This is a genomic window from Bacillota bacterium, assembly GCA_018333655.1.
GTDB lineage: Bacteria > Bacillota > UBA994 > UBA994 > UBA994 > BS524.
Window position 1 is genome coordinate 37,430 of the sequence record JAGXTJ010000010.1, and the last position, 26,557, is coordinate 63,986.

The window sequence follows — 26,557 nt, forward strand, 5'->3', positions numbered from 1 at the left end:
GATGGGTACAGGTGATAGCAGCTTCGGCACTAGTGAATGGGGACTATTAAGAGATGCAAAATCGCTACGTGTGGCGGCCGGAATCTTCACCTTTTGGGCGGGCGCCATTAACGGCTTGTCTTCTATTGCCCTAGTTTTTGGGCGGGTCTCACACATGTCAGGACGCGTCATTGATCAGGGCCAGTTTCTGCTGCACAATTCACTCGGGGCTCTGCTTGTCAGCACCTTGGTCTTCTCGTTTTTTGCCGGCACCATCATCGGGGGCTTTACCCTGCCGCGCTTTAAACTGACGCGAGCCCTGCTCATCGCCATGTTGCCGATTTTTGTGGGGGTTCTCATGATACATTTAGGCATACATGGCAGTAGCGCTAAGAGTTATGAAATTGGACGCTTCGTCATGGCCTTCCTTTTATCGCTGGGCATGGGTATGCAAAACAGCGTTACCTCGCAGACACGCCTAGGGCGTACCACTCATATGACGGGTGAAATTACCGACTTAGGTGTCTGTGTTGCCAAGGGGAACTGGCCGCGAGCCCTCTTTCTCTCGACTAAGTATTTTGCTTTCTTCTGCGGCGCCATAGGTGGCTACCTAGGGGCGCAAAGCTCGCCCCTAATGACGCTACTAGTCGCAGCCTTAGGTATCACTACTACAACAATGTACTACGAACGGTGGGACATGAGGGTTATGCCCGCTAACAAGAAGAACGAGGTCTTTCGCTTATGAAAGACCTCGTTCTCTTATTCTCTCTTATTCTATCTTATTCTATCTTACTCTTTATTCATCTCCATGAGCATGGGCAAGATTACAGGTCGCCGCCTTGTCTTCTCATACATCAGTTCCATCAGCGGCTCGCGCACGGAATTGCGCAGGGCACCCCATTCAGTCGAGTTTTGCAGTGCCTTGTGCAGGGAGGCCGCCACTTTCTGCTCGGCCTCGCCGAGCAGGCTCTCGGACTCTTTGACGTAGACAAAGCCGCGTGAAATGATGGTCGGCCCGGCCAGTATTTTGCGTAGTTGCCGGTCGATGGTGACAGAAGCCACCAATACCCCGTCGGCGGCTAGCTGCTGGCGGTCGCGCAGTACGACATTGCCCACGTCGCCCACCCCAATGCCATCTACTAGCACCGAGCCTGATGTTACTTTGCCCGCCAGGCGAGCTGAGTTTGGTGTAAACTCTACGATATCGCCATTGTCTACGGCTAGGACAGCACTGCTCTCGTAGCCCATTAGTTGAGCGAGATTAGCGAAGGCGGCCTGGTGGCGGTACTCACCATGGATAGGGATCATGTATGAGGGGCGCAACATATTGATCAAGAGCTTGAGCTCTTCGCGGCTGGCGTGTCCACTCACATGCACATCAAGAATCCCCTGGTAGATTACTTGAGCTCCCGCTTTAGAGAGGCCATCAATGACGCGGCTCACCAGTTTTTCATTGCCGGGCACAGGTGTAGAAGCTAGGATGACAGTATCGCCCGGCACAATATTGATGCGCGGGTGCGAGCCACTGGCCATGCGGGTCAGCCCCGACAGCGGCTCCCCTTGGCTACCGGTGGAGATAATGACGACCTTGTCGGCGGGCAGTCGATTGATGTCCTCTACTTCCACCAAGATGGCCTCAGGAAAAACTAGGTAGCCCAGTTCAACTGCGGTATTGACATTGTTGACCATGCTGCGACCAACGACCGCTACTTTACGGCCAAAACGATCAGCGGTGTCAAAAACCTGCTGAATGCGATGAATATTGCTGGCAAAAGTAGCCACGATAGCGCGGCCCTTGATTTTGCTAAAAATATCATCGAGCACTTTGCCCACATCACGCTCTGACTTAGTGTAGCCGGGGCGGTGCGCATTGGTGGAGTCGGACATCATGGCGAGCACGCCTTCTTGTCCTAAGGAAGTCAAAGCGAAGTAGTCGGTAACTTTGCCGTCCACCGGAGTTTGGTCTAATTTAAAGTCGCCGCTGTGAAAAATATTGCCGACGGGAGTCTTAATGGCGAGACCAACAGAATCTGGAATGCTGTGATTCATGTGAATGAACCGCACTCCGAAATGGCCCACATTGATAACCTCGCCGGCACGGACTTCTTTGAGGGTGGCAGATACATTGTGCTCGTCTAGTTTATTTTTCAGAAGCCCTAAAGTCAGTTTAGTTCCGTAAACAGGAACGGGCAACTGCTTTAGCACATAGGGCAAAGCGCCAATATGGTCTTCATGACCATGGGTCAAAATGATGGCCTGGACTTTTTTCTGGTGCTCAAGTAGATAGGAAATATTGGGGATGACATAGTCGATACCGAACATCTCTTCTTCGGGAAACTTCAGTCCAGAGTCCACAACTATGATATCCTCTCTGTATTGGTAGGCATACATATTCTTGCCTACCTCGCCCATGCCCCCTAGGGGGATAAATTGCAGTTTATCACGCATCAATCATCAACCTTTCTCGATAAGTGTAAAAACGTTACAGCACAAACAAACAGGAAAACGTGAAAATGGTGTCGAATGAACAGAGAGGTAGCAAAGCAAAGACAAGCCGAGAAAGGATCGAAGCAATGCTAGAACTGTCCAACGTCACCAAAGCCTACCCCAATGGGGCTGTGGCTTTACATCAAATCAACATGTGCGTAGCTCCCGGTGAATTCGTTTTCGTGGTGGGCGCTAGCGGCGCCGGGAAGACCACCTTGACGAAGCTACTGCTGCGCGAGGAAAGACCCACCTCGGGCAAAATAGTCATCAATGGCAAAGACATCACCAAGCTGCGCCCGCATGAAATCCCTTACCTAAGACGTAGCATGGGGGTTGTCTTCCAAGATTTTCGCCTAATGCCCACCTGGACAGTAGAAGAAAACGTGTCCTTTGCCATGGTGGTAGTAGAGACCGCGCCTCGCCTAGTGCGACGACGGGTGGCTGAGGTGCTTGAACTCGTCGGCCTGTCCAGCAAGCGCGCCCAGCTCCCTAGTCAGCTGTCAGGAGGCGAACAGCAACGTGTGGCCCTCGCAAGGGCCATTGTCAACAAGCCTATGCTCCTTCTGGCGGATGAACCAACGGGAAACCTAGATCCTGAGACTTCCTGGGGAATAGTCAAGTTACTCTTAGACATTAACTCCACAGGAACAACTATGCTAATGGTAACTCACGCAAAGCAAATTGTCGACACCTTGCGTAAACGAGTTGTAGAATTAGAGTCTGGCAGCATGACGCGAGACGAGAGATGTGGGGTTTACCATGGTTAAGCCGCGCACTTTTGGCTACTTCTTCGCTTCGGCAGGCAAGAGTCTGCTGCGCAACAATTGGATGACCCTAGCCTCTATTAGCACGGTGGCTGTTTCACTGCTCGTTCTAGGTGTCTTTTTGCTCATAGCCGTCAATGTCAATGCTGTGGCCGTCAATGTGGAAGGGCAAGTTCAGGTTACGGCCTACTTGGCAGAAATGCCAAGTGCGGAGCGCGCGGGCATCGAGGCCAAAATTGCCGCCGTGCCTGGCGTGACCGAGGTGCGCTTTGTTTCGCGCCAGGACGCCTGGCAGCGTTTGCTAGAGTGGTATGGTGAAAACAGGGCTTTCTTGGCCGGATGGGAAGAAGACAACCCCCTGCGCGATTCGTTTGAAGTCCGCACCGATTCCCCGCGCTTGGTGTCGGAAGTGGCCGCGGCAGTCGGCGGCATTGCCGGGGTCGAAGAAGTCCTCTGGGGTAGAGAAATCGTAGAGCAACTTCTTTCTATCACGCGGGTAATGCGCTTGGTGGGCATAGTCCTCATGGTAGGGCTGGCCTTAGCAGCCATGTTTTTTATTGCCAACACAGTGCGTATGGCCATCTTCGCGCGGCGGCGGGAGATTAGTATTATGCGGTATGTTGGCGCTACCAACTGGTTCATTCGTTGGCCTTTTGTCATTGAGGGCTTGGTGCTGGGGATGCTCGGCGCCTTACTCGCGTCCTCGGTCCTGGCCTGGGGCTACTACCTTGCTGTGCGTGCCCTGGTGGCAGCCATTCCGTTTTGGCCATGGGTCTCACCGTGGCCCTTCTTGCAGCAATTGGCGCTCTTGTTACTAGCGATTGGTGTTTTTATCGGCATATGCGGCAGCGGCCTCAGTCTGCGCCGTTATCTTGATGCTTAGGAGGTGGAGTATGCGCTGGCATAGAATCTGGGCCATGGCCCTGCTACTCTTGGTGCTTGTTCCCGCATTAGGGGGGGCGCAGACGCCGGAAATTGAGGCGCGTCGCCGCGAATTAGCGCGTATTAGAGACCAGATGCGGCAAGCCGAATTAAGGGCGGCCAGTGCTGACCGGCAAGCGAGAAGTGTACTGGGCGAGCTCCAGGTTATCGAGAGGGATATCGATCGCACCTCCACCGAGCTAAGGAGCCTAGAAAATCGCGTACACGTTGCCGAAAGAGAAGTACAGCAGTTAAGCCGCGATCTCGTCAGTGCCAATCAGCGCCTAGACACGCGAAATAGCCAACTCGGCGTGCGACTGAGAGCTCTAGCGGAGCGGGGGGCAGTGAGCTACCTCGAAGTCTTGCTCAATGCGCGCAGTTTCGCCGATTTTATCAATCGCTTCTTGCTGCTACAGACAGTTATTAATCAAGATATTGCCATCTATCATGCTGTGCAAGATGAGAAGGAGGCAGTAGAAGACAAGAAAGCAGCCGTAGAAGCCAGGCAAGTGGAGCTGTCTGCACTACGCGAGCAAACGCGGAGCAGGCAAGCTAATTTGCAGAGTCGCGCTCAGAACCGTTCGGCAATATTTAATCGTTTAACGCAAGACAAAGAGCAAGCTGTGCGGGCACATGCTGAACTTGACCGCTTGGCTAAAGAAATAGATGAGATTATTCGCCAGCTAACTGCTCGCAATCTGACAGGGCGAGGAACAGGCACTTTTGTCTGGCCCACACCTGGGTTTACCCGCATAACCTCTCCTTTTGGTTGGAGGACGCATCCTATTTTTAGAACAAGGGAGTTTCATAGCGGCATCGATATAGGCGCGCCGCAGGGGCGAAATATTGTCGCCGCGGATAGCGGCGAAGTAATCTATGCCGACTGGCTCGGTGGCTATGGTCGGACGGTAATCATTAGCCATGGGGAGTTTACCACGCTTTACGCTCATGCTAGCACCTTGCTCGTGCAGGATGGCGACAAAGTAACGCAAGGGCAGGTCATTGCCCGCATTGGCAGTACCGGCAATAGTACGGGGCCACACCTGCACTTTGAGGTGCGTAACCGTGGCGGCACACGCCTCAATCCCGTTCAACATGTGCGGCCCTAGTCTCGTATCTCTTGGCGTAATTTTACTTGTAGAAGGGTCGCTTGCGGCGACTCTTTTATGTTTGTGGTTTTTTGTGCCTATGTCTATAATAACTTAGAGCATAAAGGGGGTTGCCATCATGCCGCCATTTTTAGCCTTTGCGAGTGCCTACCTTCGCGCCCTGCCACAACACCTGACCGCACCGTGGTTCTACGTGGTGTTAATTCTTATTGCCCTGCAATACCGACGCACGGCTTCATTAGAGCGCCGCTTCTGGGGGCGTGAAAAGCAATCAGTATTGTGGCATATGCTGGTATCGCTCTTGTTCGGCGTACTGGGCGGCATTTTGGGTAGCATCTTGCTGTTGAGTGTGGGTGTCACCCTGGCGGGCAACTGGCTTGTTTATACTTGGGTGGTGGCGATCATCTTGGCCTTTGTTTCGGCTCGCCTGATGTGTTTTGCCTATGCTGGGGGCTTGGTGGCACTCAGTTCTCTTCTCTTCGGCTGGCCTAAGGTAGATATCCCCTCATTGCTGGCGCTAGTAGCCCTCTTGCACACGGTAGAGAGCATCCTGATGTATCTTAGCGGTCATCTAGGCGCAATTGCCGTCAGCGTGAGGACTTCACGCGGGGATATTGTGGCGGGTTACAGTCTGCAAAAGTTCTGGCCGGTACCCCTTCTCGCCCTCATGGCCCTGCCGCTCGCGATGCCTGCTGGTGTTCCTACTATCCCCATGCCTGACTGGTGGCCCCTTATACGTCCGCAGGGCCTAGGGGACACTTTTAGTTTTTGGATGATACCCATCGTGGCTGGACTTGGCTATGGAGAACTAGCCATCACTACTACTCCGCAGCAAAAAGCGCGACAATCAGCTTGGAAACTAGCTCTCTACAGCGGAGTCTTGTTCGCGCTGGCCTTTTTGGCGACGCGCTTTAGCGTATTTTTGTACATCGCGGCGCTCTTTGCGCCCATAGGGCACGAGCTCCTCGTTTGGACTACTAATCGGCAAGAGATGAATGGCCGTCCGCTCCTCTCTGTTAGCCCCGACACCGATGTTTTCCTCGAGGCGCGCTTTACAAGTCCCTTAGATTACTTGGCGAAATTGTGGGGCAGGTGAATACTGTGTTCAATCTAGTTTCGGACTTCCGTCCGACCGGCGATCAACCTGAGGCCATTGCCAGTCTGTGCCGAGGCCTTCGTGAAGGGGCTCGCGAACAGACTTTACTGGGGGTAACAGGCTCTGGCAAGACCTTTACGGTCGCCAATGTCATCGCGACAGTTAACCGACCTACCCTAGTGCTCGCCCACAACAAAACTCTAGCCGCCCAGTTGTGCGGCGAATTCCGCGAGTTCTTTCCGCATAATGCGGTGGAGTACTTCGTCAGTTACTACGATTACTACCAGCCAGAGGCTTACATCCCGCGTACAGATACCTATATCGAAAAGGATGCCCAAATTAATGAAGAGATAGACAAGCTTCGGCATTCGGCCACTTCGGCCTTGCTGGAGAGACGTGATGTGATCATTGTGGCCAGTGTTTCCTGCATCTATGGTCTTGGTAGCCCAGAGGAATACGCCGAAAATGCCGTTTCGCTCCGCGTGGGCATGCAGAGGGAGCGCAATGACCTCCTCAGGCGCTTAGTGGCGATGCAGTACGCGCGTAATGACATCGCCTTTGAGAGGGGTACCTTTAGAGTGCGGGGGGATAGCGTGGAAATTATTCCCGCGGCCCAAATGGAGCGAGCCCTGCGCATAGAATTTTTTGGCTCGGAAATTGAGCGTATTACGGAGATAGACACCTTGACAGGTGAGATTTTGGGGCGACGCAACCATGTCTCTATCTTCCCCGCTTCCCACTTTGTCACGAGTAATGACAAGTTGCAGTTAGCCATTTTGCGCATTGAGAATGAACTACAGGCCAGGCTCGCTGAGTTTCGCGCGCGTGACCAAGTTCTTGAGGCCCAGCGTCTTGAGCAGAGGTGTCGCTACGATTTAGAGATGATGCGCGAAATTGGCTTTTGTTCCGGCATCGAAAACTACTCCCGCCATTTAGAGGGCCGAGAGGTAGGCACTCCCCCGTACACCTTGCTCGACTACTTTCCGCAGGACTTTCTCCTGGTGGTCGATGAATCCCATGTGACCCTGCCCCAAGTGCGCGGCATGTATGCCGGGGATCGCTCGCGCAAGACGGTGCTCGTGGAACACGGCTTCCGCCTTCCTTCGGCTATGGATAACCGTCCTTTGACTTTCGCGGAGTTTAATGGTCGCTTCGGGCAAGCGATATATGTCTCTGCCACTCCCGCCCCCTACGAGCTAGGGCAGAGCAGCCAAGTAGTAGAGCAGATCATTCGCCCGACCGGGCTCATCGACCCCGAGATTTCGGTGCGGCCTACGCGCGGACAGATTGATGACTTGTATGGTGAGATCCGTAGCCGCATCGAGGCCGGCGAACGTATTTTAGTAACTACGCTTACAAAGCGCATGGCCGAAGACCTTACCGACTATTATAAAGAGATGGGACTTAAGGTGCGCTACTTACATTCAGACATTGAGACGCTCGAGCGCATGAGCATTCTGCGTGCCTTGCGCCTAGGAGAGTTCGATATATTAGTGGGGATCAACTTGCTGCGCGAAGGGCTCGACCTACCGGAGGTCTCCTTGGTGGCCATCCTAGATGCTGATAAAGAAGGCTTCTTGCGTTCTACCTCGTCACTTATTCAAACTATCGGCCGGGCAGCTCGCAATGCCCATGGGCGTGTAATTATGTACGCCGACAAGGTAACAGACTCCATGCAGCGTGCTATCGAGGAGACGAACCGACGCCGTGAACGGCAAGTGGTCTACAACAGTCAGAACAATATAGTGCCCACGAGTATTATCAAGAAGGTCCACGAGGTCATCGAGGCCACTTTGGCCATAGATATGAAAGAGGATGGTAAAGGGGGGCGCGGCTTCCAGGCGTTATCAGTCGGCGACAAGGCTCGAGTCCTCAAGCAGGTGGAGACAGAAATGAAAACGGCAGCCAAGGCACTGCAATTTGAAAGGGCGGCCGAGCTTAGGGACTTACTGATCGAACTAAAGGCTAAATCGTAACAGGGGCCCCGCTTGCCTGCGCAAAGGGGCGATAAAGAGGGCAAAACGAATTGCCGGGCACGCTTAGCGACGGCTGAGTCCGCCATTGCCCTAGGCCGACCGCAGCAGGGTTGGTTTGTCCTTTACGGCTGCAAACTGTAGTGGTAAGCTAAACACTAGATGCTCTAGGCATCAAAAGGAGTTTGCGAAGAAAACATGTGTATTTGTGGTGAGGTATTGCGCTCGCCTATGTCTGAGAAGGAGCTCCGGTTTGTCCGCCCTGACAGGCCGCGCTTGGTGCTGGGTAATGGTAAACCGATGCTTTTTCAGATCATCTTTATTGCTGATGCCACTTTGGGCCGAGAGGTGACTCTCAGTTGTGACTGCTGCGGTGCACGCTTTGTGACTGCAATAAATGGTAGGTACTCAGTAACTCCGCTTAAATAAAGTAAAGAGTTGCCCCGTACGCGGGCAACTCTCATCATTTGGCCGCCTAGTTGGGGTAGCCGTGTTTCTTGGGGCGAATATATGTTTGTAGCGAATCGAAGTATGGTATAATCACATCAGCAGCGTTCAGTCGAGGAGTTGGCTCGGTGCAAAGATTTATCTCAGTTCGTGGTGCAAGGCAGCATAATCTTAAGAATATTAGTGTCGATATCCCCCGCGAACAGCTAGTTGTCATTACCGGGCTCAGTGGTTCTGGTAAATCGTCGCTCGCTTTCGACACCATCTATGCCGAAGGACAGCGGCGCTATGTAGAGTCGCTCTCGGCCTACGCACGACAGTTTCTCGGGCAGATGGACAAGCCAGATGTAGATAGCATCGAAGGCTTGTCGCCGGCGATCTCAATCGACCAAAAAACTACTAGTCGTAATCCTCGCTCCACCGTAGGCACGGTGACAGAGGTCTACGACTACTTGCGCTTGCTCTTTGCGCGGGTGGGCAAGCCATTTTGCCCGCACTGCCATATTCCCATCGCCCCGCAAACTGTCGACCAAATCGTAGACCAAGTCACCAAATTGCCTGAAGGCACACGACTGATGATTCTAGCCCCCGTGGTGCGGGGCAAAAAAGGGGAACACGCCAAGTTGCTCGATGAGCTACGCCGCGCAGGCTACGTAAGGGCGCGCATCGACGGCGAGATTAAAGAGCTGGCGGACACCATTGAGTTAGCTAAAAACCGCAACCATGTTATTGAGGTAGTGGTAGATCGCATCGTTCTGCGCGGTGATATCGCCTCGCGCCTAGCGGACTCGCTGGAGACGGCCATTCGCTTGGCCCATGGCTTAGTCATTGTGCACGACATGACGGGGCCAGAGACTCTCTACAGCCTGAGCTTAGCTTGCACTGAGTGTGGTTTTAGTTTTGGTGAAATTGAGCCGCGGCTGTTCTCTTTTAACTCTCCTTTTGGGGCGTGTACTGCCTGTAGTGGCCTAGGCTCAAACTTAGAGGTAGACCCGGGTCTCGTCGTGCCGGACTTGCGCAAATCCTTGAGCGACGGGGCTGTTTCGCCGTGGGCGAATAGCAGTAGCACTTATTACGCGCGCCTCTACACCGCCTTAGAAGAGAACTTTGGCATCAAAGTAGACGCTCCGCTCGACGAGCTCAGCAAGGAGCAACGGGAGGTGCTGCTTTATGGCAGCAAAGAGCGCAAAATTACCTTAGATTTTGAGCAGGATGGGCACAGTCGCCAGTACAGCACCTACTACAAGGGCGTCGTCGCCATGATTGACCGCAACTACCGCGAAACTACCTCGGACTATATTCGCGAAGAGCTGGAGAATTACATGAGTTCGCGTGTTTGCCCGGCTTGTAATGGGTTGCGGCTTAAGCCCGAGGCACTAGCGGTTAGAGTGGGGGGCAAAAATATTGCCGAGGTAACCTCCCTCACCGTAGAGATGAGCCTGGCTTTCTTTCAAGCGCTCGTGCTAGATGAGAAGGAGACGCATATCGCGCGGCAAATTCTTAAAGAAATAACGGACCGCCTGGGTTTTCTGGTGAACGTGGGGCTTTACTACATTGCTATGTCTCGCAAGGCGGGCACACTCTCCGGCGGCGAGGCACAGCGCATTCGCCTGGCAACACAAATTGGTTCGAGCCTGATGGGCGTGGTTTACATTCTTGACGAGCCAAGTATTGGCCTGCATCAACGCGATAATGAGCGTCTTATCAAGACTCTGCAGCATCTGCGCGATTTGGGCAATACCGTCATCGTGGTGGAGCATGACGAAGACACCATGCGCCTGGCCGATCACATTATCGACATGGGTCCGGGAGCGGGGCTACACGGGGGCGAAGTTGTCGCTACGGGTACTTTGTCTGACATTTGCCAGCACCCCGCATCGCTAACAGGCGAGTACCTCAGTGGTCGCAAAGTAGTAGAAGTTCCTGCGCAGCGCAGACAGCCGAACGGCAAGTGGCTAGAAGTTTATGGCGCGGCAGAAAACAATTTGCGCCATATCGATGTGCGTTTTCCCTTAGGGCTCTTTGTCTGTGTCACGGGTGTCTCGGGCTCTGGCAAGAGCACTCTCGTTAACGAGATTCTCTACAAGCGATTGGCGCAAGAGTTGTCTGGCAGCAAGGCTAGGCCAGGAGCACATCGCGATGTGGTGGGGCTTAACCATATCGATAAAATAATCGAAATCGACCAATCACCTATTGGGCGTACGCCGCGTTCGAACCCCGCCACTTACACGGGCACCTTTGAACTCGTTCGTCAGCTTTTTGCCCAAACCAATGAGGCCAAAATGCGCGGTTACAAGGCTGGGCGCTTTAGCTTTAATGTCAAGGGTGGGCGCTGTGAGTCCTGCAAAGGTGACGGCATAATTAAGATTGAAATGCACTTTCTCCCTGATGTCTATGTTCCCTGTGAAGTGTGCAAGGGCAAGCGTTACAGCCGCGAGACTCTGGAGGTTAAGTTCAAGGGCAAGAATATAGCCGAAGTGCTCGATATGACCATCGAGCAAGCTCTCGAGTTTTTTGGCAATATGCCGCGTTTAGAGCGCAAAGTACAGACCTTGTATGACGTAGGTCTAGGCTACATTAAGCTCGGGCAGCCTGCCACGACGCTTTCTGGGGGTGAAGCGCAAAGGGTTAAGCTGGCGACGGAGCTAGCGCGACGGAGCAACGGCAAGACCCTCTACATTTTGGATGAACCTACTACAGGTCTCCATATCGCAGACATTCACCGCCTGCTAGGCGTTCTCAATCGCTTGGTGGAGGCTGGGGACACCGTCTTGGTGATCGAGCACAACTTAGAAGTTATAAAAACAGCCGACTACCTCATTGACCTTGGGCCGGAGGGTGGCCTAGGCGGAGGCCTCGTCGTGGCCTCGGGGACTCCCGAGGAAGTCAGCCGAGTGAGCACGAGCCACACCGGCCATTTCTTGGCACGGGTACTGCCGCCCCTCCGGGCGGGAGGTACAAGCTTTGCCCCATGAGGACAAGCTAAAGCTCGTGCCTGCCCTCCCTGGGGTCTACCTGATGAAGGATAACGACGGCAGGGTGCTCTACGTCGGCAAAGCTAGGGTGCTTAAACATAGGCTACGTAGCTACTTTCAGGCTGGCGCCAGTTATGAGCCGAAAGTAGCGGCCATGCTCGAAAAGACAGTGGACTTTGAGTACATCATCACCGATACTGAGCGCGAAGCCTTGGTCTTAGAGAGCAATCTTATCAAAGAGATGCGCCCCCATTACAACATTCGCATTAAAGACGACAAGCACTACCCTTACTTTAGGCTGTCAGTGCAGGACCCCTACCCTCGCCTGTCGATTGTGCGCCGTGTGGTTAATGACAAGGCGCGTTACTTCGGCCCCTACCCGCAAGTTAGCGTGGTCAGAGACATGTTTAAGCTCTTGAAGCGTATCATCCCCCTTATGACTTGCGACCGCGACGTAGCATATGGACATGTGAGCGGTAAAGTATGCCTTAACTACCACCTTAAACAATGCCTGGGCGTCTGCACAGGCGAGGTTAGCGAGGCAGAGTACCGCAACTTAGTGAAGGAAGTGGAGATGCTCCTCGAAGGTAGGCACAAGCCCCTAGTGGAGAGTTTAACGAAGCAAATGGAACAAGCCGCCGCAGAGCTTAACTTTGAACGTGCTGCAACTCTGCGCGACCAAGTGCAGGCCATCGAAAGTCTGGCCGAGAAGCAAAAGTTTGATGCGGCTAAGCATGTCGAACGCGACATAGTGGGCTTAGTTGCTAGCTTAGAGGAAGCCTGTGCGACCATTTTTCATATGAGGGAAGGCAAGGTTATTGGGCGGGAGACCGTCTTTTTAGCGGGCAGTCTCGAGCAGAGCAGGGCAGAGGTACTGGCTGCCTTTCTCGCACAGTATTATGCGGCCTCTCCTGTCGTTCCCAAAGAAATTATCCTCGCCACCGCGCCAGCCGAGCAAGAGATGTTAGAAGAAGTGCTTAGCAGGCAGAAGGGCGCTAAAGTGCTCTTAGCAGTGCCTAAACGTGGAGCCAACAAGGCCATGGTCGAGCTAGCAGAGCGTAACGCGGCGCAGAATCTCGCCGAGAGATGGGCTCGAGGGCCTGGGCAAGCAGAGCTAGCCAAGAAAGGCTTGTCCGAATTGGCACATCTCTTGGCCTTGCCAGCCCTCCCACAGCGGATAGAATGCTACGACATCTCACATATTCAAGGGACGCAGGCTGTTGGTTCCATGGTGGTGTTTCACGAAGGCCGGCCGGCGCGCTCGCAATATCGTCGCTTTAGGATCAAGTGGGTGGTGGGGCAAAACGACTACGCCTCTCTGCACGAGGTCTTGACACGGCGACTTACAGCCTTTCGCCAGGGCCAGAGCAAATTCGCGCCTTTGCCTGACCTTATGATTATCGACGGGGGCCGGGGGCAACTGAACGCCGCCCTAGACGCGCTCAGGCAGGAAGAATACCCCGACATTCCCATAGTTGCTCTTGCCAAAGCGGAAGAAGAAGTATTTGCCCCCGACCGTGAGCGACCGATCATCCTTGCTCCCCACACGCAGGGGCGGTACCTTCTGCAGAGGGTTAGAGACGAGGCGCATCGTTTTGCCCTAGCCTACCACCAACAATTACGCCGCGATGCCCAGCTGGCCTCACGGCTAGAAGAGTGCCCAGGCATCGGGTCCCGTAGGCGCGTCGCGCTACTTAAGCACTTCGGCAATTTCGCCGCCGTCCTGCGAGCCTCGGTGGATGAGCTGGCCGCTGTAGAGGGCCTTAGTCGGGCCTTAGCTCTCCGCCTTTGGGAATTTTTACACTCACCAGACTAGTAAGTTTTGCGTTTTATCGTGAACAGAGGGCAGGATTAGGGGTAGACATGTCGAAAAAAGTCATACGTGTTTTCTCTTGCAGATGGAGGAATTATAGTGGCGAAGAAACGCATTAAACTGGAGAAACGCGATGACCGTCGCGAGTTCTCCATCATTTTTCATGAGCTATGGACAGAAAGCCTGGGGCACATTGGCGGCTCGGGGGCTTTGCTTTACTGCTTCCTCAAATACTTGGCGGATCACGAAGTGCCCGAGCCCTACTCCGCCGAGTGGGAACAGGCAGTTTGTTTGCCGCTCGGTATGTCTAGGGATGAGAGTCATGCCGCCTGGGCCAAGCTGCAAGAAAGTGGTCTCATACTCCTCGAGAAAAACAGCTATGTGTTGTGCGAGCCCCGCCCGAGTGTAGGTGCGTCGCCAACTAGTGAGAGCAAGATGCTGATGGTAGAAGTCGAAGCACGTTTCGGGCGCCCCCTGAGTATGACTGAAATTGAGCTCTTGGGCGATTTGTGCAGGGTCTACGACGAGACTTTGGTGCGCTTAGCTGCTGCTGTCGCCGTTGAGGCAGGGGCTTTGAGCCTGCCCTACATCAGGCAGGTACTCCTCAACTGGAAGGCTAAGGGCATTACGTCTGCGGCCCAAGCCGAGGCTGACCGCCTTGGCTTCCAAGAAAAAAAGGCCAAGCGCAACGCCCGTACTGGCAGTAGGGGTAGCGACCCCGCTCCCACGCCCACTGCTCTGGCGCCAAGCAAATCTAAGTATGACGAAGCCGAGATCATTTTGCGCCGCATCAGAAAGTCGGCTGGTGACGAGGTAAGACATGGCAACTAAGGAGAGGGCCGCACTAACCAATCTTTGGGAAGCAGCAGAGCGCCGCACCAATGTTTTGCAGGCTCACCCTCATCTGGCCGCCCTCGAAGACGAGGTTTCCCTCGCTCTGCGCCTCTTTGCTGCGGGACAAGGCGATGATCAAGCAGTCGCCAGCGCCCGGGACAAGCGTTCTCAATACCTTAGGGAGCACGGCCTGCCACTCGATTATGCCGAACCCCGTTGGTCGTGCGCAGATTGTCAAGATGAAAGCTATGTGGGGGGCAAGCCCTGTCACTGCCGCCAGCAGGCCGAGCTCGCGCACCTACTCGGTAATTCAGGTTTGCCCCCTAAGCTACGCACACAGACTTTCGCGCGTTTTGACTTGAGTTGGTACTCTGGCAGCATGATGACCCCCCTTGGTATCTCCGAGAGGCATTGCGCCAGTTATGCCCTTAACACTTGCCAGAAGTTTGTGGCTTCGGTTATGGAGGGGCAGGAGCGCAGCGGCCTATTTATCTCGGGCGAACCTGGACTGGGTAAGACCTTCTTGCTCAGCTCTATCTGTAATAGTTTACTAGCGGCCCGAGTGCCGACCCTGTATGTTGTCTTTTGTGATCTCATTGCGGCCATCAAAGACACCTTTAATGCCGAAAGTAGCGGTACCACCGAGTCGCGTATTATGACAGCGGCGCGTGAGGCCGACGTGCTGCTTCTCGATGACTTAGGAGCTGAACAAGTAACCGAGTTTGTCACCAACAGACTATTTGACATCGTCAACTATCGCTGCAATCATCAAAAACCTTTGGTGGTGTCGTCAAATCTAAAGGTGTCGGAGATTGGGCGCCTATATGGGGAACGAATTGCCTCTCGTTTGTGGGAAATGTGTGAGGTCGTAGCGCTCTACGGTGAGGATATACGAATACAGAAGAAGCGGCAGGGATAACCTGCCGCTTAAATATATTAATATTAGCCTTTTAATTTTGACCTTTCTCCTTATTTATATTACAATAAGAACTATAAATCATGCAAAGGAGGCCACTCTTGTGCGTAAGCAAGCCCCCGGCCTGTGTCCGGTCTGCGGTGAAAAATTCCATGTTGCCAAGCTTGACTGCCATCGGTGCTCTACAAGCCTGACGGGAGATTTTGAGCCCTGTCGTTTTTGCGCCCTAACCAGCGAACAAAAGACTTTTCTCGAGGTCTTTGTCAAGAGCCGCGGAAATATTAAAGAAGTAGAGAGAGAGCTTGGCATTTCTTACCCCACAGTGCGTAGCCGCCTCGACAATGTACTCGATGCCTTAGGGTTTCGCGTCGATGAGGCTACGATGCCCGTGGATCTTCCTTCGCGGCGCAAAGAAGTTCTTGACGCGCTCTCCCGTGGGGAAGTCACGGCCGATGAGGCAGTGAAGCTTCTGCGTGCGCTTACCTAGCGCCATGCGACTACCTAATTTTTTCTTATTATGCATTATCCGCCCAGCAGGATGGCGCTGGCCCTTGGTTTTTCCCCTGCCCATATTCTTGGTCGACGACGTGCTCGAAGCAGGGGAGGCCATGCTGTGGCTGCTCGGACTTAAGTTTGGGCGGCACTTGCCCCTAGGCCGGTTGTTCTGGTCTTCACAGTCCTTTCTCCGCGGTGGCTTGCCTAAGGTGCGCGAGGCGTGGCGCAAAGTGCGCAGGTCTGGTTCCTTCACACTGCTTGAAACCGCGCAGCATTCAGGCGTGCAAGTGACAATTAAATTTATTTAGCAACTGACCTCCTTAATATTGATTTTATCAATACTCATATTGATTTTATTAACATTGTGCTTGACATAGTTGCGCGCGCCGATTATAATTTGCTCAATAGCACTATTAAGGCTCTTAATATTGTGAAGGAGGAAGTAGGCAATGGAAAGCGAAAAGTTGCAGATTCTGAAAATGGTGCAAGAGGGTAAAATTAGGGCAGAAGAGGCCGAGAAACTATTACAGGCCCTCGAACAAAAGGGTGCATCAGCACTGCCCAGTACAAACGCCAAATGGCTGCGTGTTCGCGTGCAAGAGGCCGACAAGAAAATAGTGAATATCAACTTGCCCATGGCCCTAGTCGATGTAGCCGTAAACATGGGGCTAAAATTTGCCTCTCCAGAACAGCTAGACGGCATCGACGTCCCCGCCCTGATGCAGGCCATTAAACAGGGTGCCAATGGCAAGATACTAGAAGTCCAAAGTAAGGAAGCCACGGTGGAGATTACAGTGGAGTAGGAAAAAATGCTATAATGAAAGCAAGTTAGGGAAGGGGGAACTACTATGGAAAGGCGCCTGTATCGTTCGCTCTCGAACCGCATGATAGGAGGCATATGTGGAGGACTGGCAGAGTATGTAAATGCTGATCCGACCATTATCCGGCTATTGATGCTTCTCTTCGTTCTCTTTGGAGGAGCGGGATTTCTCTTCTACTTGGCGGCGTGGGTGATCATCCCAGAGCGGTCGAGCAGTGCGTAAACCCTTTCTTTGGAAAGTCGCCCTCAATGCTCTCGGACTGTGGATAGTGACAGAGTTTTTAGTGGCGGGTATGCGCGTTGAAAATGTACCGGCCCTTCTCGTGGCCGCACTCGTCTTAGGCCTTATCAATGCTACCGTACGGCCGATTCTAATCTTGCTCTCGTTGCCCTTCAATGTATTAACTCTAGGTCTACTAACTCTAGTGATCAATGGTGCCATGCTCTCTCTTGCGGCCTCCATTGTTCCGGGGTTTTACATCGCCACCTTCTGGACAGCAGTGTGGGGTGCGATATTGCTCAGCATCATTAGTGCGGTGCTCGACAGTTTTTAAAGAAATTTTGCCTTGTTCTTAAAATGCAGTTGGCCCTTGGCCAACTTTTTTTCTGCTTGTATTTAGCTAGTCGTAATTTTGCGATATACTAATTGTGTCTTCGGGGCGTAGCAGAGGGGGAGTAGCAAGTGGGAACAATGGGACGCCTCTTCAAGCAGGTTAAACCCTACTATGGGCGCATTGCTTGGTCAGTACTGATGATGTTTATTGGCACAGCCCTGGTCGCAGCGCAACCCATGCTTATTCAGCAAGCCATTGACCGCGCCTTTAGGGGTGGGGAATGGGGGCTCTTGGTTCCCTTTTCGCTCGCGATCCTCCTAGCTACGGTACTTCGCGCAGGTATTAACTACCTCGAGCGCATTTCAATGGAGTGGGTTGCGCAGCGTACCATTTACGATTTGCGTAACGAAGTCTACCGGCACTTGCAGTCCATGTCCTTTAGTTTTTATGACAAAGCCGAGACAGGGCAGCTCATGTCGCGTGCCACGGCTGACGTGGAGACACTGCGGCGCTTTTTAAGTTTTGGCGTGCTACGTCTTGTGGGTAGCAGTCTGACCTTTGTCGTGGTCTTTGCCCTGCTTTTTTCCATGCATTGGCGTTTGACGCTAGTGGCCATGCTCACCATGCCCCTCTTGATCTTGATCGTCTGGCAGTTTGCTACTAAGGTCAGGCCGCGCTACCTGGTCATTCAGCAATACCTAGGTGAAATCACTAGTGTCCTGCAAGAAGTCATTGCGGGCGTACGTGTGGTGCGTGCTTATGCGCAAGAAGAGAGGGAAATAGAGCGCTTTCGCCGCAAAAATTGGCAGTATCTGGACTTAAATATTAGCACCGTGCGCCTCTGGGCTTTTTATTTCCCCCTGATGTCCCTGTTGGGGGGCTTAGGCAGCACGCTCATCTTGTGGTACGGTGGCATTCTTGTCGTGCGTGGCGACTTAACTATCGGACAGATGGTGGCCTTTCAGACCTTGCTGATGCAATTAATCATGCCTATACGCATGATTGGCTGGTTAGTGAACATGGCGACGCAGGCAGTAGCCGCAGGGCAGAGGGTTTATGAAATACTTGACACCGCCCCAGATGTACGCGAGAAGCCGCAAGCCCTAGAGCTCGCGTGCACCAAGGGGCATGTGCGCTTTGAGAATGTCAGTTTTAGCTATGACGGCAAAACAGAAGTACTGGATGGACTGAACATCGACGCCCCCGCAGGGCAGACAGTGGCCTTGCTGGGCAGTACTGGCTCTGGCAAGAGCTCCGTCATCAACTTAATACCTAGGTTTTACGACATTACGGCAGGCAGAATAACTATAGATGGTATCGACATACGCGACGTTACACTGAAGAGTCTGCGGGCCAATATCGGCATTGTGTTGCAGGAGACGTTTTTGTTTTCGGCCACAATTAAGGAGAACATTGCTTATGGCAAGGCGGGCGCGCAGGAGGCCGAAATTATCGCTGCGGCGCAGGCGGCGCGCATTCACGATTTTATTGTTAGTCTGCCAGAAGGCTATGATACTCTGCTCGGAGAGCGCGGCATAGGTTTATCCGGTGGGCAGAAACAAAGAGTCGCCATTGCTCGCGCCCTGCTTATGAATCCTCGTATCCTGATTCTCGATGAAGCCACCTCGAGCGTAGACACCGAGACAGAGTTCCTTATTCAACAGGCCTTGCACGAGTTAATGCAAAATCGTACGACCTTTGTGGTGGCACAAAGGCTGTCAACCGTAAAAGAAGCCCAACAGATTATTGTCCTTAAAGATGGCAAAGTGCAGCAAAAGGGCACGCACGACTCCCTGCTCCGCGAGGAAGGTGTCTACCGAGAAATCTATGACTTGCAGTTTAGGCCGCAGGAGGAACTAGGCATCAGCTCTAGGGAGGGGGAAAATAAATGAGGGGAGGACAGCCTGGGGGGCATGGTCCCATGGAAGGGCGGTTTGACGCCACCTCCATCGAGATCAAAGTGGAAACTAGAGTCATCGCTCGTATTATTCCCTATGTACGACCCTACTTCGGGCATCTCTTGGCAGCCCTATTCTTTATGGTGGTAGTCACCCTGGCGGGCTTACTTACACCCTATCTCGAGGCCGTCGCCATCGATAGATTTATCTTGAATGGGGAGGGCCTGTCCGAGGCCGAGCGGCTCAGGGGTATCACAGGCCTAGCTCTGCTCTACCTCGCTATTAATGTGGTTACCTGGCTGTGTAGTTTTGCTCAGACCTTGCTCGTCTCCATAACAGGGCAGAATGTCATCTACACTCTGCGTCAGAAAATGTTTGTGCATTTACAGAAGTTATCGTTTAGTTTCTTCGATAAAACAGAAACCGGACGCATCATGACGCGTCTCACCAATGATGTTAACGCCTTGAGCGAGCTTATTTCCTCGGGCATCCTCAATGTCGTTAACGATGCCCTGATGCTTGCGGGCATTGTCTTTATCATGAGCACTCTTAACTTGCGCCTCGCGCTGCTAACTTTTGCTACCCTTCCTCTGATGATCTTCGTGGCGACTCGCTTTCGCGGGCGCATGCAACGTGCCTATCATGAGGTGCGGCGCAAGGCGGCCACCGTGAATGTCAATTTGGCCGAAAGTATCTCCGGCGTGCGTGTCACACAGTCTTTTGTGCGCGAAGACCGCAATGCACGGCGTTTTGACGCCAACAATATGGACAATATGCAGGCCAACATGCAGGCCGCCCAACTCAACTCGGCTTTTGGGCCTGTGATCGAGATTTTGGCCACCGTGGGCGTGAGTATCGTCATCTGGTATGGCGGAGCCCTTCTGCAAAGAGGGGAGATCACCTTAGGCGTAGTATTCGCCTTTCTGCGCTATGTGGGCCGCTTCTTTATGCCCATACGCGATCTCAGCCAAGTCTACAATATATGGCAGGCGGCGACTGTTTCTATCGATCGTATTTTCGAGCTGCTAGATGCCGAGCCCTCGGTAAAAGACGCCCCCGCGGCCCTAGATTTACCCCCCATTCAGGGACATATCAAGTTTGACAACGTCACCTTCGGCTACGAGGCCGAACTACCTATCTTGCACAATGTAACTCTCGAGATACCCCCTGGCAGAACAGTGGCCTTAGTTGGCCCCACAGGTGCAGGAAAGAGTTCTATCATTAATCTGTTGGCGAGGTTCTATGATCCCACTAGCGGCGTCATCTCTATCGATGGCCATGACTTAACAACTGTGACACAGCGTTCACTGCATGAACAGGTGAGCATGGTGCTGCAAGACAGTTTCATTTTTAATGGCTCCGTGCGGAATAACATCGCCTATGGGCGCCCAGATGCCAGCCAGGACGACATAATTGCTGCCGCAGAGGATGTCAACGCCCATGAATTCATCATGCGTCTGCCTGATGGCTACGACACGGAGGTCGGCGAACGTGGTGCTAGGTTGTCGCAGGGCCAGAGGCAGCTACTGTCCTTTGCCCGGGCCTTACTGTGTCGCCCTAGCATTTTGATTCTCGACGAAGCCACCTCCTCGGTTGATGCTTACACAGAAGTCCTCATCCAGCGAGCGCTAGAGAAGCTTTTAGCGGGACGCACAGCGGTAGTGATCGCGCATCGCCTCTCTACCATTCGCCATGCCGATACCATTGTCGTTATTGACCAGGGGCGCATCGTGGAGCAGGGTAATCATCACGAACTTATGCAACTTGTCGATGGGCTCTACAGGCGCCTCTATGAACGCCAATATGGAAAATGATACAAGTTTACCCTGCGCCTACTTGCCGATACTATGAGCAGGAGGTGTTGCATGGTGTGGCAGAAAATAACTGCTGTGACCCTATTGTTCACTATTTTGTCCTCGGGAGTTTCGGCCCTTAGTAGTGAGGAGCAAAGGTACGACCAGTTCGTCGCTGCTCTGCAGCGAGCTAGCAGCGGGGAGTTTGTCTTTAGCGAGAACGAAGCGCTGACCTTGTTGAACGAAGGTATGGACGAGCTCTTTGCGGATACCAAGCATGTCACCGCTGCGGCGCGCAGCGTGCGTATTCGGGGTTCGACCGTCACTGTGGTGACTGATTTACGGGTCCTTAACCTTTCAGTTAGCCCCGAAGTGACTTTTGCAGCCTCGGTCGCTGGAGAAAACGTAGTTCTCGACATTAAGCGCTTACGCCTAGGGAGACTGCCGCTTAGTGTCTCGGCCTTGCTGACCACCATGCGTGCGGCAGGCTTAGGCGAGTACATACACGTGGAGCCAAGGTTGGGGAGAATTGTGGTCGAAAAGCGTGGAGCTGTGCAGCGAGTTCGGGCCATTTCTGTCCGGTCTGGGTCCATCAGAGTAAGAGTCGGAGGGAAGTAATAAAAAGGCTGGCCACATATTCGTGGTCAGCCTTTTTTGGTGCGCGGGGGGTGTTTTGTCAACCTCCGCATACCGAACTGTACGCACGGTGGTGTGAAAGGGAGGGGGTTAGTCACCCCCTCCTGCTCGATCTATACTGTAGAGTTTGGGATTCGATCAGCATAAGTTAACTGGGCAACTTCAAATCAGGTCTCCCTTTGTACGATGTAATCTGCTAGGGCCTTCTCAACCATGTCCATAAAATCTGAGCCAGCGCCAAAGTCTTCTCCTTCTTTGGACCATCGTTTATGTCCTCCAGTAGACACATGGATTGTAGTAACACCGAGCAAGTTGCTGATAGTTATAGCTAATGTTATGAAGCTGCCTACTCGAATGTAGTACTTGGTGAGTATCAGGGAGATAATCGTGCCTGACGAGCTATTAATTCGATAATTGTCCAAGAGAATACCTGGATCCTTGCCAATTCGGAAGAGTGCTTTTTCTTGAGTGATGGTCTCTATGATTGCTGACGCTGCCTGTTCGGGCGACAGTGATACTGTGTAGTCCCTAATCATGTAGCTTGTATGCCGTAGCGGCTGTAAGTTAGTGGATAGTAGGTTTGGTTTTCGGTCTCCCATCCTGCCGGACAGTAGTTCTGATGAAGTAGGAAAGCCCGATGAGATAACTCCCCGTCATTGTAGAAGTTTGGGGATGGAGCTATGCGGTCGGGAATGGTAGTCGGGTTATCAACATACTGCAATAAGGGAGGGTTAATACCTTGAGGATTCGCCACAGTGGCCCTGTCGTACCTAAAATAATCATATCTATAGGCGGTATAGTATGTTTCCCAGTTGCCACCCAAGGATGACTGAATTTGCACGGTCTTAAGGTAAGTATTATGTGAGTAGCCTATTTCAATTCCTACTGTAGATGTCGGTTGAGGACTAAAGCCCATAAAAACACTAAAAAGGTAGTTGTGAACAGTAGTTTGTATGGCCAGTTGTGCGACCCAGATGGCACTGTTTTTGATTAACTGGTATTCACCATTCCAGCGACCCCAGTATATTGCCGAACCAGGAATTGTAGTCTCAAGTATTCTCATGCCATATATTAGCCTGCCACTTAGGGGAGCATGCGTGTCATTTTTTTCCAGCAGGCCATCCAGTGTAATAGGTACTGTGAATGTTTCGCTGGAAAGCACTCGTGTGGTAATAGGCTCAGTGTTTGCAATCATCTCGACATAATCGTACAACAAGTCTACGTTTGCTGGATGCGCAGCCCAAATTCTGGAGCGATGAGTATTTGCCTCAGCGAACCCTAGAGGCGCAAAGAGACACGACAGCGCTAGTAATCCGGCCAAAATTCTCTGCCAATACATGTAACTACCTCCTTTTATCTAGGGATCAAATTGTATGTGCCACTGTTTTGCATGTCAACTGTACATATACACTGTTTTTTGCAGGACGGAGTTGCTCGGGGTAGGTATCCTTCTCGATTGGATTGGGAACTAGTTCGCGTTTTGCGGCGGAGTTAGACCAGAGTTCTCTAGACATGACTTCTGTAGGCGCGCCTTCTGTAGAAAGTAGACGAGAGCAAGTGAAGTAATGCCGATAAAGTCAGTCAGGAGGCCTGGGTCAATCAGGGCAAAGGCCGAAATGAAAAGCAAGGCGCGCTCTGTTAGACGGGTGTCTGTCAGAAAGAAATTCTGTACGCCTCCTGCTAGGGCCACTATGCCGATGCAGGCGGTGACGATATTGTGTACGGCCTCTATCCACGTGACATCAATGAGTAGTAGCGCCGGCGAGAGGGTGAACATGTAGGGAATCAAGAAGCCTGCCAGGGCTAACTTTAGGGCCAAGACGCCCGTTTTCATGGCGTTGCCACCCGCTATGCCAGCCCCGGCATAGGCTGCTAAAGCCACGGGGGGAGTGATGTCGGCGACGACGCCGAAGTAGAGGATAAAGAGATGGGCGGCAATTAAAGGAACTCCGAGTGCTACCAGTGCTGGGGCCGCCATCGTGGCTAGAACAATGTACTTCGCGGTGGTCGGTAGCCCCATCCCTAGGATCAGTGAGGCAATCATGGTCATGAACAGAGTCAAGAGCATGTTTCCATCGCCAACAGATAAGACCAAGGAGGAGAACTTGAGCCCGAGCCCCGTCAAGGTGACCACGCCAACGATGATTCCCGCACAAGCACAGGCCGAGGCAACGCCGACTGCGCTGCGCGCCCCATTCTCAAGTGCTTTTAAGATGTCACGGATGCCGAGAGGGCGCTCGCGCTTGATGTAAGCTCCAATCACAGCCACGACGACGGCAATGTTGATGCTGTAGAACGCCGCCCTAAAGGGCGAGCGGCCCGCCATAAGAAAATACAAGATGGCGATGAGGGGTATGAGCAAGTGCCATCCCCGTTTGAGGGTGGCTCGAGGGTCTGGCAGCAGAGCTTTTGGTAGGCCAACGAGGCCTTTTTTTAGTGCTTCGAAGTGAACCATGGTGGCTACCGCTAGATAGTAGAGAATGGCGGGTATGGTCGCCGCCTTGACAATCTGCAGGTAGGGGATGCCGGTCATCTCGGACATTATAAAGGCGGCTGCGCCCATGACGGGGGGCATAATCTGCCCGCCCGTAGAGGCTGCGGCCTCTACAGCTCCGGCGAATTCAGGGCTGTAGCCTACTCTCTTCATGGCAGGAATAGTAAAAGCCCCTGTAGTGACGGTATTAGCTACCGACGAGCCAGAGATAGAGCCCATAAGGCCAGAGGCCAGTACAGCGGTCTTGGCAGGCCCGCCCCGCATATGGCCAGTTGCGGCAAAGGCAAGGTCAATGAAAAATTGCCCCACGCCGGTTTTTTCTAGGAAGGCTCCATAGAGGATAAAGAGAAAGACGAAGGTGGAGCTAACGCCGAGTGGTGTGCCGTAGATGCCCTCCGTCGTAAGAAAGATGTGCTCGACAATGCTTCTAATGCTGTAGCCGCGATGTCCGAGAGGGCTCGGAAAGTAGGGCCCTAGGTTGGCGTAAACCAAGAAGACGACTGCCACGATAGGTAGCTCGGGGCCGATGGTGCGGCGGGTTATCTCGAGGACGAGCGCAATAGCCAAGATGCCCACCGCTACGTCGAGCGGTGTGGGGATGCCAGCGCGAAGCAGTAGAGCATGGTAATTCAGCAGAATGTAGGCGCCCACCCCAAGTCCAGCTAGAGCCAAGAGCACATCATACCAGGGCAGACGGAAACGACTCAGCTTCTTTGACGCAGGCCACAAGAGAAAAGCCAAGACCATAACAAAAATTAAGTGCACAGCACGCTGCTGCATCGCCAGCAAGATGCCAAACCCCGCCGTGTAGTAATGAAATAGCGACATGGCAATGGCAATCGCGGCTACGAGCAAGCCGACAAAGCCGGCCAATTTGCGGTAGTTAGACTCGCTGTCGAACTTTTCTAAGAGTGCTTCTACATCCACATTTTCCGCTGCGACTACGCTGGTGGGCTTGTCAGTGCTACTCAAGGTAGTATCCTCCTTAATCGAAGCCAAAGTAAGGGGCGTCTAACGATTTTTACACTAAGTGAAGTCCCCACCGGGTATGTAGAGAGGTCTATTCTTTCGCCGGCAAGGTATAGAGCGGGCAGGGTGCTTGGTGTGAGCATGAAGTCTAGTTGGGGGAGCCTAAGGTCAAAGTCTTGCACAAAGGTACCGCCAACCAAGGCAAAGCCACCCGTAGGCGGTACTGGCAGTCCTGCTCCGAGCGCTCGCGTTTCGGCCCGTACTAGGCGAAACGCATCGCCCTCAAGGCTGAAAAACTCTTTTACCGGAGTATTTTCGACAGAATGGAGGTGACTAAAGACGATTTCATCGCCACAATGGGCCGGTGTACTCCAGATAAGTCTGTTTTCAACTTCTAAACCTAGTACGCGTGCGGAAGGATACAGTGTCGCAACGAATAGCGCTGCGAAAGTAATCAGCCCGAGTAAGGGCAAAAAGGAAGGGGCACCGCGACGCGGCGCCCCGGCCATTCGCGGCACTAGCGTCTTTCCCTGTAGAATCTCTCTGCTCCGGGATGAAGCGGTATAGGCATATTTTCGCGGGCGGTAGCCAGAGTGAGGTCTTTGCCGCGCACATGGGCGGCTCCAAAGGTAGCGAGATTATCAAACAGGGCTTTGGTTATGTCATAAACTAATCTCTCGCTAAGATCAGCCCGGACAACCAGCATGGCCTTAACGGCAATAGTGGTGACCTCCTCGGTCTGGCCTCTGTAGGTGCCCGCAGGTATCTTAAGCACTTGGTAGAAAGGGTACTTCGCCTGCAAGGCTTGCACTTCGGGTCCGGTGATAGATATTAGTCTGACGTTGATAGAAGTTGCCATTTCGGTCACAGCCGCAGTGGGAAAGCCAGAAGTCACAAAAGCGGCGTCGAGATGGCCGTCACGCATATTGGTACTAGCTTCGGCAAAGGAGAGAAAATCGGCTCTATTTAAGTCAGCGTGTTTGACGCCAAAGGCTTCGAGAATTTGGCGTGAGTTGGCCTCAACACCACTGCCCGCTGCTCCTAAGGCCACTCTCTTGCCCTTGAGGTCAGCCACCGACCTAATGCCGGACGCCTCAGTGACGACAAGCTGAATAACTTCCGGATAGATGGTGGCGATGCCGCGCAGTTGGTCGTTCTTCTTGTCGGTGAACATTTCGCTGCCTGTAAAACCATAGTGAGCAATATCATTTTGTATGAAAGCTAGTTCAACTTGTTTCTCGGCCAGAAGATTGACATTGGCTACCGAGGCGCCGGTGGAGCGCACCGTGGCTTCCATGCCGCGTATGTTCTCATTGAGAATTTTGGCTAAGCCGCCGCCGAGTGGGAAGTATACTCCGGCGGTGCTTCCTGTGGCAATGGTGAGGAACTGCTGTTGTGGCTGACAGCCGGTGAGCACCACTGAAAGCGAGAGCACTAGGGCTAGGGCAGTAAGTAAAATGCGTTTCATAAGAGACCTCCTCCGTTCATTTGGGGTGATTGTACTATGCGTCCTACAGAAAACTACAGAATACTACCGAAAATAACATTCATTTTTCAGAATATTATTTATATCACCTCGTGCAA

The 26,557-nt window shown here is 52.9% G+C and carries 24 protein-coding genes; 18 read left to right on the forward strand and 6 right to left on the reverse strand.

All coding sequences use genetic code 11. From position 1 onward, the window contains the following. Position 1: 1 nt before the first annotated feature. A complete protein-coding gene (locus tag KGZ92_02480; GenBank protein ID MBS3888153.1) occupies positions 2 to 724 on the forward strand; it encodes a DUF1275 domain-containing protein in 723 nt (240 codons plus the stop codon). Positions 725 to 768: 44 nt separating this feature from the next. Here the strand turns inward: KGZ92_02480 and KGZ92_02485 are convergent, their stop codons facing one another. Continuing rightward, positions 769 to 2,427 carry a ribonuclease J gene (locus KGZ92_02485; protein MBS3888154.1) on the reverse strand — a complete coding sequence of 553 codons (1,659 nt, stop codon included), beginning with the start codon at positions 2,425 to 2,427 and terminating at the stop codon, positions 769 to 771. 125 nt (positions 2,428 to 2,552) lie between these two features. On the opposite strand from KGZ92_02485, the gene ftsE reads away from it, so the two are divergent. From ftsE to KGZ92_02570, 17 genes are all read left to right on the forward strand, one after another. Beyond that, a complete protein-coding gene (gene ftsE / locus KGZ92_02490) occupies positions 2,553 to 3,233 on the forward strand; it encodes a cell division ATP-binding protein FtsE (GenBank protein MBS3888155.1) in 681 nt (226 codons plus the stop codon). Then, positions 3,226 to 4,113, forward strand: a complete 888-nt coding sequence (gene ftsX, locus KGZ92_02495; protein MBS3888156.1) for a permease-like cell division protein FtsX — start codon at positions 3,226 to 3,228, stop codon at positions 4,111 to 4,113. The genes ftsE and ftsX overlap by 8 nt, the downstream gene beginning before the upstream one ends. 133 nt (positions 4,114 to 4,246) lie before the next feature. Next, the gene (locus tag KGZ92_02500; GenBank protein MBS3888157.1) at positions 4,247 to 5,260 is read left to right on the forward strand and encodes a peptidoglycan DD-metalloendopeptidase family protein; all 1,014 of its coding nucleotides are present in this window, start codon (positions 4,247 to 4,249) and stop codon (positions 5,258 to 5,260) included. 118 nt (positions 5,261 to 5,378) lie between these two features. After that, the gene (locus KGZ92_02505; protein ID MBS3888158.1) at positions 5,379 to 6,356 is read left to right on the forward strand and encodes a PDZ domain-containing protein; all 978 of its coding nucleotides are present in this window, start codon (positions 5,379 to 5,381) and stop codon (positions 6,354 to 6,356) included. Further along, complete coding sequence (uvrB, locus tag KGZ92_02510) at positions 6,353 to 8,332, forward strand: excinuclease ABC subunit UvrB (GenBank protein ID MBS3888159.1); 1,980 nt, start codon at positions 6,353 to 6,355, stop codon at positions 8,330 to 8,332. Before KGZ92_02505 ends, uvrB begins: the two co-directional genes overlap by 4 nt. Positions 8,333 to 8,904: 572 nt before the next feature. After that, positions 8,905 to 11,751 carry an excinuclease ABC subunit UvrA gene (gene uvrA, locus KGZ92_02515; protein MBS3888160.1) on the forward strand — a complete coding sequence of 949 codons (2,847 nt, stop codon included), beginning with the start codon at positions 8,905 to 8,907 and terminating at the stop codon, positions 11,749 to 11,751. Beyond that, positions 11,741 to 13,567: an excinuclease ABC subunit UvrC gene (gene uvrC / locus KGZ92_02520; protein MBS3888161.1), complete on the forward strand. Its 1,827-nt coding sequence runs from the start codon at positions 11,741 to 11,743 to the stop codon at positions 13,565 to 13,567. The genes uvrA and uvrC overlap by 11 nt, the downstream gene beginning before the upstream one ends. Positions 13,568 to 13,663: 96 nt before the next feature. Further along, positions 13,664 to 14,395, forward strand: coding sequence for a DnaD domain protein (locus KGZ92_02525; GenBank protein ID MBS3888162.1), 732 nt, complete (start codon positions 13,664 to 13,666; stop codon positions 14,393 to 14,395). After that, positions 14,385 to 15,317, forward strand: coding sequence for an ATP-binding protein (locus tag KGZ92_02530; protein ID MBS3888163.1), 933 nt, complete (start codon positions 14,385 to 14,387; stop codon positions 15,315 to 15,317). The genes KGZ92_02525 and KGZ92_02530 overlap by 11 nt, the downstream gene beginning before the upstream one ends. 100 nt (positions 15,318 to 15,417) lie before the next feature. Then, on the forward strand, positions 15,418 to 15,801 hold the full coding sequence (locus KGZ92_02535) for a DUF2089 domain-containing protein (GenBank protein MBS3888164.1): 384 nt from the start codon (positions 15,418 to 15,420) through the stop codon (positions 15,799 to 15,801). Between the two features lie 64 nt (positions 15,802 to 15,865). Continuing rightward, a complete protein-coding gene (locus tag KGZ92_02540) occupies positions 15,866 to 16,117 on the forward strand; it encodes a hypothetical protein (protein ID MBS3888165.1) in 252 nt (83 codons plus the stop codon). 141 nt (positions 16,118 to 16,258) lie between these two features. Further along, a complete protein-coding gene (locus KGZ92_02545; GenBank protein MBS3888166.1) occupies positions 16,259 to 16,612 on the forward strand; it encodes a hypothetical protein in 354 nt (117 codons plus the stop codon). A gap of 45 nt (positions 16,613 to 16,657) precedes the next feature. Next, positions 16,658 to 16,852: a PspC domain-containing protein gene (locus tag KGZ92_02550; protein ID MBS3888167.1), complete on the forward strand. Its 195-nt coding sequence runs from the start codon at positions 16,658 to 16,660 to the stop codon at positions 16,850 to 16,852. Further along, the gene (locus KGZ92_02555) at positions 16,845 to 17,183 is read left to right on the forward strand and encodes a phage holin family protein (GenBank protein ID MBS3888168.1); all 339 of its coding nucleotides are present in this window, start codon (positions 16,845 to 16,847) and stop codon (positions 17,181 to 17,183) included. Before KGZ92_02550 ends, KGZ92_02555 begins: the two co-directional genes overlap by 8 nt. Positions 17,184 to 17,320: 137 nt before the next feature. Continuing rightward, positions 17,321 to 19,075, forward strand: coding sequence for an ABC transporter ATP-binding protein (locus tag KGZ92_02560; GenBank protein ID MBS3888169.1), 1,755 nt, complete (start codon positions 17,321 to 17,323; stop codon positions 19,073 to 19,075). Positions 19,076 to 19,104: 29 nt separating this feature from the next. Further along, on the forward strand, positions 19,105 to 20,895 hold the full coding sequence (locus KGZ92_02565; protein MBS3888170.1) for an ABC transporter ATP-binding protein: 1,791 nt from the start codon (positions 19,105 to 19,107) through the stop codon (positions 20,893 to 20,895). 51 nt (positions 20,896 to 20,946) lie between these two features. Beyond that, a complete protein-coding gene (locus tag KGZ92_02570) occupies positions 20,947 to 21,492 on the forward strand; it encodes a hypothetical protein (GenBank protein MBS3888171.1) in 546 nt (181 codons plus the stop codon). A gap of 185 nt (positions 21,493 to 21,677) precedes the next feature. Here the strand turns inward: KGZ92_02570 and KGZ92_02575 are convergent, their stop codons facing one another. From KGZ92_02575 to KGZ92_02595, 5 genes are all read right to left on the reverse strand, one after another. Then, the gene (locus KGZ92_02575; protein MBS3888172.1) at positions 21,678 to 22,046 is read right to left on the reverse strand and encodes a hypothetical protein; all 369 of its coding nucleotides are present in this window, start codon (positions 22,044 to 22,046) and stop codon (positions 21,678 to 21,680) included. Continuing rightward, positions 22,043 to 22,849, reverse strand: a complete 807-nt coding sequence (locus tag KGZ92_02580) for a hypothetical protein (protein MBS3888173.1) — start codon at positions 22,847 to 22,849, stop codon at positions 22,043 to 22,045. The genes KGZ92_02575 and KGZ92_02580 overlap by 4 nt, the downstream gene beginning before the upstream one ends. 129 nt (positions 22,850 to 22,978) lie before the next feature. Beyond that, on the reverse strand, positions 22,979 to 24,976 hold the full coding sequence (locus KGZ92_02585; GenBank protein ID MBS3888174.1) for a TRAP transporter permease: 1,998 nt from the start codon (positions 24,974 to 24,976) through the stop codon (positions 22,979 to 22,981). Beyond that, positions 24,973 to 25,491, reverse strand: a complete 519-nt coding sequence (locus KGZ92_02590) for a DUF1850 domain-containing protein (protein MBS3888175.1) — start codon at positions 25,489 to 25,491, stop codon at positions 24,973 to 24,975. The genes KGZ92_02585 and KGZ92_02590 overlap by 4 nt, the downstream gene beginning before the upstream one ends. Next, positions 25,491 to 26,441: a TAXI family TRAP transporter solute-binding subunit gene (locus KGZ92_02595; protein MBS3888176.1), complete on the reverse strand. Its 951-nt coding sequence runs from the start codon at positions 26,439 to 26,441 to the stop codon at positions 25,491 to 25,493. The genes KGZ92_02590 and KGZ92_02595 overlap by 1 nt, the downstream gene beginning before the upstream one ends. Positions 26,442 to 26,557: the final 116 nt, after the last annotated feature.